Consider the following 17,352-nt stretch of genomic DNA (forward strand, 5'->3'; position numbering starts at 1 on the left):
TAAAAATAACTCCATGAAAACAAGCCTGTTACTAAGCCTGTTCCTGCTTGCTACGTTTACACTCCCTGCACAGGATAAGAATTTTGATCTTTCCAGGTACAAAACACCCGAATACAAACGTCACGAATTAACCAGCACCTTCAGTTTATCAGGAAGTCGTTCTACTTTTGAACAACAGGAAGCCTCCGGAAACCTTTGGCTGGATGCCGTGGATTTTGAAAAATCCCAATTCCACACAGCAGCTGAATTGCAATATCAGTTTAATTTTAACTCGCGAAAGAAAGTCACGTTCATTTCGGCCACACTCACGCCCAACTACCAATCCAAAAAGGATAAAGAAGGCCCCAATACAACGAAGTCAACCGATGCGCAGCTACACCTTCAGTTTAGCGGAAATCAGGACTACTACCTACAGGAAGACAAATTCTTTTTAACGGTAGCTCCATCCATTTTCTATAGCACCCATAAAGATAAGCTGACTTCCAATTCAAATACCAATAAGACCACAAACAACAATTACGTCTTACAGCTGGGGCTGGGTGGAGGTTATGGGCGTATCGAACCCATCAGTGACTATTGGCAGTCGTATTACATTTTACAGTCGCTTGAAAAAGATGGACTGCTCAACCGAGAGTTAACCGATGATGATATTTTAGAATTTGCCCAAACAGCCACCAAGCTTAAAAACAAGCGCTTTTTTGACTATCGCATTCGCAAAATTGCCGAACTGGAAGCACTGGACTCTTTGCTTCGCAAACAAGACCTGGTTACCGAAAGTACAATCTCCTACTTTACGACCATGAATGATTACTGGAGTTTTGCTTCTGTTCCTGATCGCTATGCCGGAAGAAAGCTGACAGCAACTGTAAGTCCCCACTACTCGCACAACATGCAAAAAAACAATGACACTGATCAATGGGAAAATGACCTCACACTGTTAATCGCACAATTAAATTATCGCTGTGTACGGCCCATCAATCTTTATTGGGATCGAATCTTCAACCTAAACTTATCCGAGAAAATACGGCTAAGCGATGAGGACTTGGGCTATCCATCCAATACACTCAATCTCTCTGCCTCCATTGGATGGAATTACACCCCCAATTTCAGAACAATTGCCAGGTTTGGGGTAGGATATTATGGAATTGAAGAACCGAAGTATTCTGCGACTGAGGAGGAGCAGAAATATTGGAAAAATACTTTGGTTCTGAATAGTGGCATTTCTTACTACGTATCACCACAGCTTCAAATTAACGGCCAGCTTCAGGCTTATTACTCCGACAAACCCATGCGCACATCCAATCTTACCCAGGATAACAGCATTCGACTTTCCCTTAACCTTGGCTTTAGCTATGCCATCTTCTAAATAACAACAAAGGGCTGCTAGTTGCAGCCCTTTGTTGTTTATACTCGTAAGAAAATTTGCTTGCGATACATGTAATACAACACCGACCAGATAATTCCCAGATAACCAACAATCCAAATCAGCTGGCCAAAGTCTCCCAAAAGCTCAGGCGACCAACCAAACAAGAAGCCGGTTAATGTTGACACATCAATAAACCGAACAAATAAATACACAAAAATGGAGTTCATTCCAATGACTCGGAAGTAGAAAGACCATTTTCGCCATTTCAGCACATCGATAATCAGGTAGAAAAAGGCCATCAGCAAAAAGCTGATTCCACCTGCTGCCAGGTTAAAAGAAGTAGTCCATGCCGATTTAATAATTGGGTAAACCGGATGTAAAGCCAGTCCCAGTACAAGCAAGCCTGCACCAATACCGGAAAGGATCGTAATTTTCTGCCATGGTGTCCGGCTTTGCTCACGTAAAAAGTGACCAGCCACTGAGCCCATCAAGGTGATGCCGGCAGCCGAAATAATGCACAATAAGCCTTCAGGATCAAATACCTTTCCATGCAAACGTCCGGGAAGAAACAAACGATCAATATACCCATTGATACATCCTTCCGGTGTTAGCACCCCGGCACCAAATCCCGGAACAGGAACAAAAAGCTGAATGAAGGCATAGCCCACCAGCATACCCGCCAGCCAATACAAACGGCTTGCAAATGATTTGGTATAAATAACAATAACGGCTGCGAAAAAATAAGCCAGACCGATTTGTCCCAATACACTGGCAAAACGAATATTGGTCAGGTTGCCCTGCAAGGCACCATTGTAAATAACTCCAAGCACAACCAAAGTAACCATACGCTTGGTGACTTTGGCCAGTAATGTTTTTTGAGGAACATTTTTTTCAAGTTTCGAAATCAGGGCATACGGAATGGCCACCCCCGAAATAAACATGAACAAGGGGAAAATTAAATCATACATGCGCAGGCCAGCCCACTCAACATGATGCATTTGGTTCGACAACCAGTCAAAACCGGTTACTTCTGCAAAAAAAACAGCTAACATGCTTCCGCCGGTAATCCAAAACATGTCAAATCCCCTCAGGGCATCAAGCGAAAGCAGTCGCTCTTTCTTACCCGTTCTGATCGCGTTTGATTTCATTGATAAATTACGTTTAATTGATTTGAAGCCTAAAATAGAAAAAAAAGCACAACCGCTGTCTTTTTGTCACCAAATATGTCAGCATGATTTTTTCTCAGGCCATCCTTTGTGCCATTATTGCATTTCAACAAGAAGATTTTCTCTTGGCATAATCATTGATTCCTCTTGATCGTGAATTTTAAATTCAACTTGAAATCATTAAAAATAAAAATACAATTACCATGGGAAAAATAATTGGAATTGACTTAGGAACAACAAACTCATGCGTTTCTGTAATGGAAGGAAACGAGCCTGTTGTTATTCCTAACAGCGAAGGAAAAAGAACAACCCCATCAACCGTTGCTTTTGTAGAAAACGGTGAGCGCAAAATTGGTGATCCTGCCAAACGTCAGGCCATTACCAACCCTGAAAAAACCATTTCATCCATCAAACGATTCATGGGTGAAGGCTATGACAACTTGAGCAAAGAAGTGGCACGCGTTCCTTATAAAGTAGTTAAAGGAGACAACAATACACCACGGGTACAGATTGATGACCGTAAATATTCGCCACAGGAAATTTCAGCAATGGTTCTTCAAAAAATGAAGAAAACAGCTGAAGATTATTTAGGACAAGAAGTAACAGAAGCAGTAATTACTGTTCCTGCTTATTTTAACGACGCTCAGCGCCAGGCTACCAAAGAAGCCGGAGAAATTGCAGGTCTGCAAGTACGCCGGATCATCAACGAGCCTACAGCTGCCTCTTTGGCTTACGGTTTGGACAAAATGGACCGTGACATGAAAGTAGCCGTTTTTGACTTGGGTGGTGGTACGTTCGATATCTCTATCCTGGAATTGGGTGACGGTGTTTTTGAAGTAAAATCAACCGATGGTGACACTCACCTTGGAGGTGATGACTTCGACCAGGTTTTGATTGACTGGCTGGCAGAAGACTTCAAAAGCAATGAAGGCATTGACCTTCGCAAAGATCCAATGGCTCTGCAACGCTTAAAAGAAGCAGCAGAAAAAGCTAAAATTGAGTTGTCAAGTTCAACACAAACAGAAATCAACCTACCTTACATTATGCCGGTTGACGGTGTGCCAAAACACTTGGTAAAAACACTGACACGTGCCAAATTCGAACAATTAGCTGACAGCCTGATCAATGCCACAATCGAGCCTTGTAAAAAAGCCTTGAAAAACGCTGGCTTGGCAGCATCCGATATTGATGAAATTCTATTGGTTGGTGGATCAACACGTATTCCTGCCATTCAGGAAAAAGTACAGCAGTTCTTTGGCAAAGCGCCTTCAAAAGGGGTGAATCCTGATGAAGTTGTTGCTGTAGGTGCTGCCATTCAGGGTGGAGTACTGACAGGAGAAGTTAAAGATGTATTGCTTCTTGACGTAACTCCGCTTTCATTGGGTATTGAAACCATGGGTGGTGTGATGACCAAACTGATTGAATCCAACACAACCATTCCAACCAAAAAAGCAGAAACATTTACAACAGCTGCTGACAACCAGCCATCTGTTGAGATTCATGTTTTGCAAGGCGAGCGCCCAATGGCCAATGGCAACAAAACCATCGGACGGTTCCACCTGGACGGAATACCACCAGCACCACGCGGAGTACCTCAAATTGAAGTATCATTCGACATTGATGCCAACGGTATCCTTCACGTTCATGCCAAAGATAAAGCGACTGGAAAATCACAATCCATTCGAATTGAAGCATCTTCGGGCTTGAGCGATGATGAAATCCAAAAGATGAAAACGGAAGCAGAAGCCAATGCTGATGCGGACCAAAAAGCTCGTGAGAAAGTAGACAAGATGAACCAGGCTGACGGATTAATCTTCCAAACTGAAAAACAACTGAAAGAGTTTGGCGATAAACTTCCAGCTGACAAAAAAGGTCCGATTGAAGCTGCTTTAAACAAGCTGAAAGAAGCCCACAAAGCAGAAGACTTGGATGCCATTGACGCAGCAACAGCTGAGTTGAACCAAGTATTCCAGGCAGCTTCTCAGGAAATGTATAACGCACAGGCCCAGGCAGGCGGTGAGCAAGCCGGTCCTAATGCGAATGCAGGAGGAGCTCAAGGTGGAGATACGCAGTCAGCTGGCCAAGACGGCGAAGTAACTGATGTAGACTTTGAAGAAGTGAAGTAAGCTTCACCCTCATGATATAAAAATCCCCGGAGCACAAGCTTCGGGGATTTTTTTTGCCCTATAGTTTCGTATCAAGCGGAGCCGTTACTGACGGTTTCTTTTTCATGCGCTTGGGAATAGTGTCTAAAATAACCTCCGTAAAAGCCTTAACCAGTTTCTTCTCCCCGGTTGACTTCAAATAAACCAGACTAATCTCACGGTACGGAACGGGTGCTTCCAGTCGCTTGACCAAATCTTCGTATTCCGAAGGGACATTCAAGGTAGCCAGTTCCGGAATAAAAGTCAGTCCCCCCTGACTTTCTACAATTCGTTTTAGCGATTCGATGGAACTGGAGACATACCGAAACGGGTACGACACCGCATCAAAAGCAGGAATGGTACAAAGTGAATTCACCTGATTCTGAAAACAATTTCCTTCCGTCAGGTACCACAGCTGGTCTGCTGGAACTTCATGCTGCTTTATTCGGGATTGCGAGTACAGCGGATGATTTTCGGCCACATATAAATAGAATTGCTCATAGAACAAAGGCTTGAATCCAACATTGCTGGCCTTGATTGGCGTAGAAACAATACCGGCATCCAATTCATTAAAGGTTAGCTTTTTAAGAATGTCCTCGGTAACCAGCTCCACAATTTCAATTTTCAGCCCTGGGTATTGTTGTTGCGCCTGCTGAATGACCAAAGGCGTCAGATAGGGCGATAAAGTTGGAATGATCCCAATCCGGATTTGCCCTTCAATTTCCTCTTCCAGCTCCAGACTCAACTGATCCAGCTCATTCACCATCTGAATAATCTGTACGGCCTTCTCAAAAAACAACTCACCTTCCGGCGTAATTCCCAAAGGTTTTACATGGCGTTCCACCAAATGATAGCCAAACTCCTCCTCCAGCTTCTGAATCTGCAAACTCAGGGCTGGTTGACTAATCTGAAGTTCGCTGGCTGCTTTCGAAAAATTCCGAAGCCGATACAAGCTCACAAAATACTTGAGTTGATTGATATTCATAACCTATTCTTATAGCAGTATAAAATTAATAAATATCACTAATAGTATCTTTGAATCAGAATAAAAAAACAAGGAAAACAAACTAAAAAATAGACACAATGAAAACACTGAAAAAAACACAAGTATCCAACGATGTATTGGTAAAAGACATGAACGAATTTTTAGCTGACCTGCAGATCTACTATCAAAACCTTAGAGGTTTTCACTGGAATGTTAAAGGCAGCTTGTTTTTTGTCTTGCATGCCAAATTTGAAGAGTACTACAATGAGGTTTCAGAACGTGCCGATGAAGTGGCAGAACGCATTCTAACCATAGGAGGACAGCCGTTGCACGCATTCAGTCAATACCTTGCAGTAGCCGAAATTCCGGAGGTAACCGATGTACATGAGGGCCGAAAAGCCGTTGAGCTTGTCATTCAACAATCAGAAATTCTGCTCAAAAAGATGAATGCACTGAAAGATACAGCTGCAACAATCGACGACGAGGCAAGTACAACGCTATTCAGCGATATGATTGGAGAAACCGAAAAACAAATCTGGATGCTAAAGACATTCCTCAGCTAAGGGAAAGAACCAAAAATCAAAAAAAGGGACTAGTACAGTCCCTTTTTTTCGTGAATATAATCCATTAAAAGTTCTTCTTCCGATAATTGTGACTCGGACACATTGATCGCTGTTTCAATTAAGGCCAAATGCGAATAGGCTTGCGGGAAGTTCCCCAACATGCGTTTGGATTTAAAATCCAGATCTTCGCTAAAAAGCCCCAAATGGTTCGAGTAGCTCATCAATTGATGAAACTTCTGGATGGCTTCTTCCTTGCGCCCAATTTTAAACAAGGCATTGGTAAGCCAAAACGAGCAAATGGTAAAGGCCGACTGCGGAATGCCAAAATCGTCCTTGTTTTTGTAACGAAACATCAGTCCATCCTGCTCCAGGTCTTGCTGAATGGCCAGCACCGTATTCACATATTTCTGATCGGTGGCATTGATGAACCCATAGGATTCCATCAGCAATACGGAAGCATCCAAATCTTCGGAGCCATAAGCCTGAGTAAAAGCCTGCTTTTTCTCCGACCAGGCATGCTTATGAATGTCCCGATGAATTTTATCCCGAAGTTTGGTCCACTTCTCCGTATAAATGTCCCGCTGCAACAGCTTGGCAATTTTCACTGCCCGGTCCACAGCAGTCCAACACAAAACCTTGCTAAAGGTGAAGTGCTTGTTTTCGTTCCGAATTTCCCAGATACCCCGATCGGGCTTTTTCCAGTTATTTTCCACCACCTTAATGATGTTCCGGACAATGGTCCAGAGCTCTTCGCTGTATTCCAGGCTGATGTCATAAATCTCCAACTGCTGGTAAATCACATCCAGCAGAATTCCGTAAATATCGTTCTGCTTTTGCTTGTAAGCCGCGTTACCAATACGCACCGGAGTCGAATTTTCATAACCCGACAAATGCGAAAGCTCTATTTCTTTCAGTTTCTTTTCCCCATTGATGCCATACATAATCTGCATCTTCTCATCCTTATCGGGCAAAATATCGAGGATGAAGCTCAGGTACTTTTTGGCCATCCGGTAGTGCCCCAGCGATGTCATAATTTTCACCACCATCGAGGCGTCACGAATCCAGCAGAAGCGGTAATCCCAGTTCCGCTCTTCGCCAATGGTTTCGGGAAGCGAAGTGGTTAGTGCCGCTAAAATAGCGCCGCTCTTATCAAAGCTGAGCATTTTCAGGGTTAAGGCACTTCGGATAATTTCTTCGTTGTATACTTTATAGGCAGTGGTTCGTTCCGCCCAATTCAGCCAATAGACTTTGGTGCGTTCCAGTTTCAGCTTGGAACGACGGGTATCTTGTGGCAACAGTTTCTGGTTGTAACTCAGCAGGCAAAACTCATCTTTGGTCAACACAAGGACATTGCTAGCCAAAATATCATTGTAGTCGAAGCTGGAATACAAGTACAGCGAATCATAAGGTCCCCCTTTCGTGTTTGACTTGATGTAGCAGCCGTGCTCAAGGTTCCTAAAACAGCCTTGCTCCATGAAACTCGTCGTTTCATGCTTGGCATACTCCAGCTTTGGCTCGTAGCTGATACGCAGTTCGGGCTGGCCTTCAATCCACTTAAAATAGCGAACCACATCCGGCGGGATGTAATAGCCCCCGTTGTCCGGATTTTTGTATCGAGGCATAAAATCCTGAACCTCAAACGTGCCATCCTCGCACTCAAAACGAGTCTTCAAAATATTGGTTCGCGGAATATAGCTCTGCGTAATCTTCTTCAGGTGTTCCGGAATAATTTTAAAACTTCCTCCTTTTTGTTCATCCAGCAAGCTGGCAAACACCGACGAACTGTTAAATTGTGGCAAACACAACCAGTCAATTGCGCCGGTTTCCGACACCAATGCCGCACTTCGGCAATTCCCAATTATTCCATAATTCAAATTCTTCATATACCAATCTTAAACATCTTTTAAACCAAGGGACTTTTAATCCGCTATATTTTTGGTAATTTTAGAAAATTAAACAAGTTATACTGAAGTCCAAAACAACAAATAATTGCCCTGAAACTTCAATAATGAACCAATAAACTTTCAATATGAAGTATATTTAAAGAAAACAACACATTACCGGAATTGATCAACGCAAAACTCTCCTTGATCAACAATTCAATCAAGAGGGTGTTGTACAAGGAGAAACACCCCAATAACTCAAAATACAAATAGGCTAAAATACAACTAGTTATGAGCAAAATCCATATTGTTTCCAACCGATTACCCTTAAGTATACAACAAGAAGAAAATTCATTCAGTCTGGCCCCCAGCGTTGGTGGCTTAGCTACCGGAATGCGTTCAATCTATAAAGAGTATGGCGGAAAATGGATTGGATGGCCGGGACTAGCCAAGGATGATTTAACCGAAGACGAAATTCTTGAGATTGACGACAAGCTGGTTGATGAAGATTGCCTGGCCGTGCATTTAAGCAAGGAGGAAATCAACCTGTACTACGAAGGCTTTAGCAACAATGTCATCTGGCCTTTGTTTCACTACTTTGCCCAGTTTATTGACTATAACCACGACTACTGGGAAGCCTACAAAAAGGTCAACCACAAGTTTGCGCAAAAAGTTCTGGAAGTTGTTGATGATGGCGACATTGTCTGGATTCACGACTACCAACTCCTGCTGGTTCCGGAGCTGATCAAGTCGGTCAAGCCCAATGTAACCATCGGTTTTTTCCTGCATATTCCTTTCCCTTCATTCGAAGTATTCCGCATCCTGCCTTGGCGCAATGAGCTGATTAAAGGCATGCTCGGAGCCGACCTCATTGGCTTCCACACCTACGACTATGAGCGTCACTTTTTCAGTTCTGTCAGACGTTTGCTCGGTTACGAAATCTCGTTCAACGAAATTCACCTCGAAGACCGGATTATTTTGGCTGATGCGTTCCCCATGGGAATTGACTACGACAAGTTTGAAAACATGGCCAAGGAAATTGCGCACAAACCGCTAAGCGAACGCTCTGACCTTCACCGCGAGCTGGAGAAGTACTTCCTGGTGTCGCCCGATCGGAAGCTGATCTTGTCCATTGACCGGCTCGACTATACCAAAGGAATTCCGAACCGGCTGCATGCTTTCGAAAAATTCCTGATCAAATACCCGGAATTTCGCAACAAGGTGTCACTCATCATGCTGGTGGTTCCGTCGCGCGACGAAGTGGAACAATACAAGCTCTTGAAAAGCGAAGTGGACGAACTGGTTGGACGCATCAATGGCCAATATGGCGGAGTAAACTACACGCCGGTTTGGTATTTCTACCGTTCGCTGCCTTTCGAAAACCTCATTGAGCTTTACAGCACCTCCGATGTGGCCCTGATCACCCCGGTGCGCGACGGGATGAACCTGGTTGCCAAAGAATACATTGCTTCCCGCATCAACCAAAGTGGTGTGCTTATTATTAGCGAAATGGCCGGAGCCGTCAAAGAAATGGGCGAAGCCATTATCATCAACCCGAACAACGAAGCCGAAATTGCCGACAGCATTCACCAGGCCTTAACCATGTCGATGGAAGAACAAAAACGCCGGATGCGCTACCTGCAAGACCGGATCCGACGCTACGATGTGTTCAAATGGTCGCGCGAATTCATTAAAGGCATGAAAAAGGTTGAAAAGCTTCAGCACAACCTGCTGGCCAAACGGATCACCCCGACTGTTAGTCGCGAGTTGGTCGAGCACTTTTCAAAAGCCAAAAAGCGGGCAATCTTCCTGGACTATGATGGTACGCTGGTCGATTTCAAAAACGATCCGCAGGCTGCAAGCCCCGATGCCGAGCTGCATAAACTCATTACAGCCCTTGAAAAGAACGAAAAAAACACGGTTACCATCATTAGCGGACGTGACCGCGAAACTCTTGAGCGCTGGCTGGGTGATCACAAAGTCAACCTGATTGTAGAGCACGGCGTGTGGCTGAAAAAGATTGGCGAAGACTGGCAGATGCTTCACAATATTTCAAGCTCGTGGAAACCCACTATTCGCCCCATTCTGGAAAGCTTTGTAGATCGGACACCCGGAACCTTCATCGAAGAAAAAAACTACTCACTGGTATGGCATTACCGCAATTCGGAACCGGAACAAGGCGAGCTGCGGGCCAATGAGCTGAAAGATGAGCTCCGCGAAATGACGGCCAACCACAACCTCGAAATCATGGAAGGTAACAAGGTGATTGAAGTCAAAGCCGGAGGAATCAACAAAGGCGTTGCTGCCATGCGTTTTCTCAGCGACACCCAATACGACTCCATCATTGCCCTGGGCGATGACTGGACTGATGAGTACATGTTCCGGGAACTGCCCAAGTCGGCTTATACCATTAAGGTGGGCATGAAAAAAACAGAAGCCGCCTACAAAGTAGAGTCCGTAAAAAGTGTGCGTAACCTGTTAAAAGAGCTGGGAAAAAACTAAGCCGTTAGCCTGGCTCCTTCTTTTCAGGAAAAAATAATAGTTTTGGGCCTCAGAAAAAAAGATACGATGATCAGATATTTATTCCTCTTTCTGTTGGTGCTGACTCTGCACACAACTCATGCGCAAGAACAGCTCAACCAAACAGATCAAGACGGCCTAAAACAAGGATTCTGGCAAAAGAAACAAGCCAATGGCAACCTGGCCTACGAGGGGCATTTTGTCAACGATAAGCCTGTTGGTGAATTCAAACGCTATCATACCAACGGGCTTCTAAAGGCGCGGCTGGTTTATGAGCAAGGCACGGATACCATTCCGGCTGAACTGTTTGACACCCGTGGAAAATTAATGGCCAAAGGCCGGTACCTGAATCAACAGAAAACCGGCTTATGGCTTTTCTTTCAACAAGGTCAGCTGGTTTCAGAAGAGCAGTTTGAGCAAAATCGCAAGCAAGGCATCTCAAAAACCTACTATCCCAGCGGAGAGCTGTTTGAAGAAATCAATTGGAAAGATGATGTCAAAAATGGCATCTACCGCGCTTACTTCAAAAACGGCAAACCCTATATGGAATGTATGATGAAGGATGGAACACGCGACGGAGCCTGTCAGGTTTATTTCGAAAACGGCCAGCTGGAGCTCGATGCCTTCTATGTGAAAGGCCTGCGCCACGGCCAATGGAACTATTCGAATCCGGATGGAATTTTTTCGCACAGCCTACACTACGACATGGGCAGCTTAACCAATCCGCAGGTTCTGGACAGCATCCAGCAAATTCAGTTTCAGGAACTGGAACAAAACAAAGATAAACTGTTCGATCCGGAGAAGTTCATGGATGATCCCTTGCAATACATGATCAAAAACAAGATGCTTCGCCAATAAAACCGGCAAGTACAAAAGACTTAAAAACGAGGACAAGCGCACCGTAAATCAAACAAGATGGAAATCTCGCAACTTTCACTATCGGAACTGACCAAGCAGATCAAAGCACAGCTGGACGATGCTTTTCCGGGCATGCTGTGGATCAAAGCCGAAATCAGTGAGCTGAACAGCAACCGGACCGGCCATTGCTACCTGGAGCTGGTGGAAATTGACGAAGCCACCAAAGAGGTCGTTGCCCGCTGCCGTGCTACAATCTGGAGCTACTCGTTCCGCATGTTGAAACCCTATTTTGAAACCACCACCGGACAAGCGTTTTCCGAAGGTCTGAAAGTGCTGGTGCAGGCCAAAGTTGAATATCATCCGGTTTACGGGCTGAGCCTCAACATCCGGGATATTGACCCCAGCTATACCATGGGCGACATGGCACGCAAGCGCCGTGAGATTATTCTGCAACTGGAAGCCGACGGAGTACTCGATATGAACAAGGAACTGCCCCTTCCACTCGTTCCGCAACGGGTGGCCATCATTTCGTCGCCCACCGCAGCAGGCTTGCAGGATTTTCAGAACCAGCTGCTCAACAACGAGTACGACATCCGTTTTTACACCAAGCTGTTTCCGGCTATCATGCAAGGGAAAGAGGCAGCCACCTCCATCATGCAGGCACTGGAGCAGGTTTTTCACTACGAAGATTTTTTTGATGTGGTGGTCATCATACGAGGGGGAGGCGCCCAGGTTGACCTGGCCAGTTTCGATCATTATGAATTGGCCTATCACATCACCCAGCTGCCCATTCCGGTGCTTACCGGCATTGGACACGACAAGGATGAAACTGCCGTGGACCTGGTGGCACACACCAAACTGAAAACCCCCACCGCGGTGGCCGAATTCCTGATTAGTGGTGCGGCAACTTTTGAGCAACTTCTGGATGAACGAAAAGAGCAGTTTGTGGAAGAAGTTGAAAAGCGCTTACAGACCGAAAAAGAATACCTGCAACGCGTACTTCAGAACTTTAAGCAAGATGTTCGGGAGCTGGTGCGCGAAGAAAGCAAGTATTTCGAACTGACCAGCCTGAAACTGGAGCGAGCCGTTCCGGCCTTTCTGTCAAGCAAAAAACAAGCGCTGAAACAACACCGCTACCAAATAGAAAAGCTGGGCACCAGCCAACTGAGCGAGCAAAAACATCAGCTGGATCGCAAACTGGACAACCTGCATTTTTTCATGCAACGTCAGTTTCGCATCAAGCGCAACCTGCTGAACCAGTCACAGCAGGAACTGAAAATCAGGCTTCACAACAGTCTGAAAGTTCAGCACAATAAACTGCGTCATTTTGAAGGACAAATGCGACTGGTTGATCCGGAGAAGGTGCTAAAACGAGGCTACAGCCTCACCTACCAAAATGGCCAGTTAATTAAGTCGGTTGGGCAACTGAAGCCGGATGACGAGCTGGTAACCCAGCTGGCTGACGGAAAAGTAAGAAGTAAATTGATCAAAAAATAAACAAACAGATAATGGCAACAAAGAAACCAAGCTACCAGGAAGCAGTCAATGAGATTGATGAAATTCTGGCAAAAATTGAAAACGAAGAGTTGGACGTTGATCAGCTGTCGACCCAGGTCAAACGGGTTTCAAGTCTGATTAAACTGTGCAAAGACAAATTGCACAAAACCGAAGAGGAAGTAGAGAACATTCTGAAAGAAATGGAAGATTAAAAGAAAGCGCGTTTAGACCGAAGTTTAAACGCGCTTTTTTTCTGCCCTTAACGCTTAGGGCAAATGCTCACCAAGTAAAACACCGGGCTCGAAAAGCTCTTCCGGAGCAAAAGAAATAAAGACCATTTTTTCGTACGGATGGTGCTCTCCGGCCTCGAAAAACAGACCAATACGACCACCCGGCAAAGCTGCCAGACACGAATAGGCCGAAGGCCCCGCATAAACCAATTTTGAATTAGACCAGCTTTTTGCCTCGTCAAAACTACACCGAACAGTCATGTGCGTGCGGCCAACCGGAACAGCCGGATTGGAAAAAAGCAGGGGACGCTCCGCATGCCCTTCCAGCCGGATAATGCTTCCCTGGCAAACCGATTCCACCAACTGAGGTGCAGGTTCCGGCTCCGACCAACTCTCGCCACCATCCCGACTGAAAGACACCGCACGACAAGCTTTGCCCTGATACGAACGCATATTCATCATCAGGCTTCCATCAGCCAGCTCAACCACTTGGCTCTCGTTCACTTTCGGACTGATCAGCTCACTCATTCGCCAGCTTTGACCGCCATCATCACTCAGCAGCACATGCGCACCATAGCCATAAGCGCCTTTAACTGCCTCGCTCTCCTGCTCCACCGTATAGCTGTTGTTGCAGGGAATAACCAGCCGGTTTTTGTAGGGCTCCGCTTGCAGCTGAATCCCCACTCCCGGTCCGGTGGCATACCAGCCCCAGTCGGGTACTTTGCCGCTTTCAGCCAGCGAAACAGGCTCCGACCAGCTCAGGCCATCATCATCCGAATAGCAGAAATAAGGAATTCGCGTATCCTGGCTTTGCTTGCGGATAATAGCGTCTTCCGAATCGCTGCCCAGGTTCCAGGTCATAAACAGATAAATACGCCCGCTGGTCTGATCAACTACCGGACACGGGTTGCCGCAGGTATTGGGGCCATCGTCCCACACCACCTGCTGCTCGTCCCAGCTGCGCCCTTGGTCAGTTGAGCGGCGCAATAAGATGTCAATATCGCCCGAATCTCCGCTTTCGCGTCCCTCGGCAAAGGCCAGTAGCGTTTGTTTCGTACTGACCACCAGCGCAGGAATGCGGTAGTTGTTGTGACTGCTGTCGGCCTGGCTCCATAAAACCTGAGCCTGCACCGGTTCCGGCGTTTCCAGTTGCTGACAGGAACTCCAGAAAAAGAAAACGCCAAGCAATAGCATCGTATCATTCACAATTCGCATAGTCTCAATTTTTCAGTTTGATTATCCTGTATCAGCATAAAGGAAATCGCATCAATTATTTCCTTACTCCAATCTTTTTAAGGCTAGTTTCCTGATTTCAGCATCCTCGTCATTGAGGGCTACTGATTTTAAAGTGGATTGAATCGTTACTTTATCAACGGCTGACTTTCGAACCTCCCGGTCCCTGTCATTCAATGCCACGTCTGAGAGCGTGGACTGTAGCGTCAACTTACGAACTGCCAACGCTCTCACTTCTGCGTCCTTATCATTTAATGCCACCGAGGATAGTGTCGACTGGAGGCTCAGTTTTTCAACCGCCAGTTTTCGAACTTCGCTGTCTGTATCATTCATTGCAACCGCAGAGAGCGAAGACTGAAGCGTCAACCTTCTAACGGCCATTTTTCTCACCTCTGCGTCCTTGTCATTTAAAGCAACTGACGATAGTGTTGACTGACTTTGAAAGTCTTCTGATTTAAAGAGGCTGTTACGCTCAATCGTTATCGTTTGGCTGGTGACTTTTTCCTGTTTTACAGCCGAACAAGCCGTCAGGATTAAAATAAGCAGTAGAAGTTGAATTGTTCTTTTCATCGTTTTAGTTTGGTCGTTTATTGGTATTTAGTTCGAGTTTTTTAATTGTTTGTTAAGTCAGCTCCGGTTCAGAAATCTGCGACTGGTGTACCACCGCCCCACTCTATTCGACGCACCGGGCAAGCCATTTTAAGGTTTGGCAATGTAAACGGTAAACGCTTTTATTCCATTTTCTGGCAAATTCCAGATTCTTCTGTAATCCACTTTGTCATTCTCATTGACACGTCCATCGCCATCGGCATCCATAAATTTCAGGTCGCCAATCGCCGATGGTTGAGGTTGCACGGCATAATTGTCAATATCTTCTTGATTTTGAAAGACCCCGTTTACAATATATCCATCAATTAAGTTAACAGCCTCATCCTTTTGGGCTAAGTACCAATACTCCATTTCGCCATGACCATATAAAAAAGCTTCTCCATTGTCATCGGTTGTGAGCACCTCAAGCAATTCTTTCTCTCCGGATTCATCCTGAAAGATGGAGATTTTTGCATTCGATACCAATTCCGGAACCGGGTTTTCAATAGACCAGTTGGTGCAATCATAAACCGTAAACTTGACAATGGGAAGCCAAACAGAAACCGTATAATAATTGACATTTTCCCCGTCTTCGGAAGTAACCGTATAATCCACAGGCTGGGTAAAATCGGTCATAGCCTTGGACGGAGGATAGACTACGGCCCCTTCCGACAGCTCGATCGTTGGCATCAGTTTTTCCAACTCCACCGATGCCGGTGCTTTAATAACGCCTTCACGATCCTCAAAGCTTACTTCTCCAAAGTCAAACCGCATGCTTACAATTGAAGCCTCCGTATTTTTTACCTCCTCCTTTTGGCATCCAACATGCAGCACGAACAATAAGGCCATTAGAATTCTGATTTTCATTACGTTTCGATTTTAGTTAATGGTCACTTGTAAGTTGTCGTTGCGGATTTCGGAGCTCGCTCCTGTCCGGCAGGACGGAACGATGTTGCGAGAATCCAGCGAACGACACCGCACCAACCCCGCAATGCAATTTACAATTTGTTGTGTGTTGGCTTTTCATTTAATCAATAGTCATATTTTCAAGTAATTTTTTTATTGTTTTTTCACCAACCCCTGGTATTTGAGCTATCAACTTTTTAGTAAGCTTTCCCTCTTTTACTCTGCACTTTATAATTTCTTTTGCAATTTTGCGAGAAACTTCTCCAAATGCCTCAATTTCATCCATAGAAGCCTCATTTAGATTTGGTTTAGTGTCATATTGCTGCTTGTTTAAGTACCCCAATAAGTCAGCGCAAGCCATGTAAATATGGAAAACGGTTTTAACAGCTTCAGTACGATTTATTTTAGTATGGACTCCTTTGTTAGTTATTTTAAAACTGCTTTGTATATAGCTACCTAGTAAGTCAACATGTCTTTTCGCTAGTTCCTTATTTGATTGGCTTTTAATAGATTTATCCATAAAAGCCCAAATTCTATTAATGTAATTTTCTTTGTTAAGTTTTCTTCCTTGAATAAGTTCATTTGATGGTGGAAACAAATTATCCGCGAGCTTTTCTAAAAAGCGTCTGCATGTGGTAAGAGCCTGCGACCACTCCTCTTCACTGTCAGATGAAACAGCTTTAAATGCAAGCATTAACATTTCCGCAAGCTCCGGGTCAAGTTCAAATAAAACATCTTCAACTTTATTTTTTAAGAACTCAAAATTTGTTTGAGGCAAACTTTCAAATGCGTATTTGGAGTGCAGGGCACTTGCCTTTTTGAAAGTCAGTGATTTTACAATTGTTAGGGTGTTTAATAAGTTTGATTGATAATATGTTCCGTCGTTGCCTTTCTTAAATTTTGTTATATCTGCATATCTTTCTTCAACAAAACCAATATTCTTGAAACCGCCTCCCGATTCATTTATTTTAGCAGAAAGTTCATCTCCCTCTATAATTTTACCAAGTTCAATTCCCAATTTATTTAACTCGTCATCAAGTGTTTTAAGTTTCTTTTCATTTGCTTTAGTTTTATTCTCTTGGTTTGCTAAATAAGTATTTAGCCAATTTGTTAGAGGCAATGTGTAGGTTGTATTACCAAGCTGAATCTCAGTCCATAATAAAGTTGCTTTTTCATTAAGTAGTTTTGATGCTCGATTTAATTTATTGACACTACTTATTAATGAAATCTTGGGATTATCTATGTCGGTCAGAATTTCTTCTATTAATTCAATTCCTTTTTCTTTTTTTGATATCATAGTTTAATCTAAGTGTTTAGTCGTTTTAAGCTTACACACAACGTTCTAGTATTTTATCCATCGTTCTGGCATGCTGTTAAATTAGTAATAATAATTGATATTGTTATTTTGCTATT

14 protein-coding genes are annotated in these 17,352 nt (G+C 44.4%); 7 read left to right on the plus strand and 7 right to left on the minus strand.

Translation table 11 applies throughout. The features are described from left to right. The first annotated feature begins 13 nt into the window (after window positions 1–13). The gene (locus tag Q1A18_RS16725; protein WP_299583299.1) at window positions 14–1,366 is read left to right on the plus strand and encodes a hypothetical protein; all 1,353 of its coding nucleotides are present in this window, start codon (window positions 14–16) and stop codon (window positions 1,364–1,366) included. Between the two features lie 38 nt (window positions 1,367–1,404). Here Q1A18_RS16725 and Q1A18_RS16730 read toward each other — a convergent pair whose 3' ends face one another. Beyond that, entirely contained in the window at window positions 1,405–2,514 is a 1,110-nt protein-coding gene (locus tag Q1A18_RS16730) for a DUF5009 domain-containing protein (protein WP_299583302.1), read from the minus strand. A gap of 221 nt (window positions 2,515–2,735) precedes the next feature. On the opposite strand from Q1A18_RS16730, the gene dnaK reads away from it, so the two are divergent. Further along, window positions 2,736–4,658 (plus strand): molecular chaperone DnaK, encoded by a 1,923-nt coding sequence (dnaK, locus tag Q1A18_RS16735; protein ID WP_299583305.1) that lies wholly within the window; start codon window positions 2,736–2,738, stop codon window positions 4,656–4,658. A 58-nt stretch (window positions 4,659–4,716) separates the two neighbouring features. Here the strand turns inward: dnaK and Q1A18_RS16740 are convergent, their stop codons facing one another. Beyond that, window positions 4,717–5,661 (minus strand): hydrogen peroxide-inducible genes activator, encoded by a 945-nt coding sequence (locus tag Q1A18_RS16740; RefSeq protein ID WP_299583308.1) that lies wholly within the window; start codon window positions 5,659–5,661, stop codon window positions 4,717–4,719. Between the two features lie 98 nt (window positions 5,662–5,759). Here Q1A18_RS16740 and Q1A18_RS16745 point away from each other — a divergent pair, with 98 nt between their 5' ends. Continuing rightward, window positions 5,760–6,224, plus strand: coding sequence for a DNA starvation/stationary phase protection protein (locus tag Q1A18_RS16745; protein WP_299583311.1), 465 nt, complete (start codon window positions 5,760–5,762; stop codon window positions 6,222–6,224). A gap of 29 nt (window positions 6,225–6,253) precedes the next feature. On the opposite strand, the gene Q1A18_RS16750 is transcribed toward Q1A18_RS16745, so the two are convergent. Then, window positions 6,254–8,107, minus strand: coding sequence for a glycoside hydrolase family 15 protein (locus tag Q1A18_RS16750; RefSeq protein ID WP_299583314.1), 1,854 nt, complete (start codon window positions 8,105–8,107; stop codon window positions 6,254–6,256). A gap of 291 nt (window positions 8,108–8,398) precedes the next feature. On the opposite strand from Q1A18_RS16750, the gene Q1A18_RS16755 reads away from it, so the two are divergent. The 4 genes from Q1A18_RS16755 (at window position 8,399) to xseB (ending at window position 13,194) form a co-directional block, all read left to right on the plus strand. Further along, entirely contained in the window at window positions 8,399–10,609 is a 2,211-nt protein-coding gene (locus Q1A18_RS16755; RefSeq protein WP_299583317.1) for a bifunctional alpha,alpha-trehalose-phosphate synthase (UDP-forming)/trehalose-phosphatase, read from the plus strand. Between the two features lie 66 nt (window positions 10,610–10,675). Then, the gene (locus tag Q1A18_RS16760) at window positions 10,676–11,485 is read left to right on the plus strand and encodes a toxin-antitoxin system YwqK family antitoxin (protein WP_299583320.1); all 810 of its coding nucleotides are present in this window, start codon (window positions 10,676–10,678) and stop codon (window positions 11,483–11,485) included. Between the two features lie 57 nt (window positions 11,486–11,542). Next, on the plus strand, window positions 11,543–12,982 hold the full coding sequence (xseA, locus tag Q1A18_RS16765; protein ID WP_299583323.1) for an exodeoxyribonuclease VII large subunit: 1,440 nt from the start codon (window positions 11,543–11,545) through the stop codon (window positions 12,980–12,982). An 11-nt stretch (window positions 12,983–12,993) separates the two neighbouring features. Continuing rightward, window positions 12,994–13,194: an exodeoxyribonuclease VII small subunit gene (xseB, locus tag Q1A18_RS16770; RefSeq protein ID WP_299583326.1), complete on the plus strand. Its 201-nt coding sequence runs from the start codon at window positions 12,994–12,996 to the stop codon at window positions 13,192–13,194. Between the two features lie 54 nt (window positions 13,195–13,248). Here xseB and Q1A18_RS16775 read toward each other — a convergent pair whose 3' ends face one another. The 4 genes from Q1A18_RS16775 to Q1A18_RS16790 all read right to left on the minus strand — a co-directional run bounded on the left by Q1A18_RS16775 (window position 13,249) and on the right by Q1A18_RS16790 (window position 17,236). After that, on the minus strand, window positions 13,249–14,427 hold the full coding sequence (locus Q1A18_RS16775; RefSeq protein ID WP_299583329.1) for a sialidase family protein: 1,179 nt from the start codon (window positions 14,425–14,427) through the stop codon (window positions 13,249–13,251). Between the two features lie 63 nt (window positions 14,428–14,490). Beyond that, the gene (locus Q1A18_RS16780; RefSeq protein ID WP_299583332.1) at window positions 14,491–15,015 is read right to left on the minus strand and encodes a hypothetical protein; all 525 of its coding nucleotides are present in this window, start codon (window positions 15,013–15,015) and stop codon (window positions 14,491–14,493) included. A 129-nt stretch (window positions 15,016–15,144) separates the two neighbouring features. Continuing rightward, on the minus strand, window positions 15,145–15,900 hold the full coding sequence (locus tag Q1A18_RS16785) for a hypothetical protein (RefSeq protein WP_299583335.1): 756 nt from the start codon (window positions 15,898–15,900) through the stop codon (window positions 15,145–15,147). A 160-nt stretch (window positions 15,901–16,060) separates the two neighbouring features. After that, window positions 16,061–17,236 carry a hypothetical protein gene (locus tag Q1A18_RS16790; protein ID WP_299583338.1) on the minus strand — a complete coding sequence of 392 codons (1,176 nt, stop codon included), beginning with the start codon at window positions 17,234–17,236 and terminating at the stop codon, window positions 16,061–16,063. Window positions 17,237–17,352 lie beyond the last annotated feature (116 nt).

It is taken from the genome of uncultured Sunxiuqinia sp., assembly GCF_947495665.1.
GTDB classification, from domain to species: domain Bacteria; phylum Bacteroidota; class Bacteroidia; order Bacteroidales; family Prolixibacteraceae; genus Sunxiuqinia; species Sunxiuqinia rutila.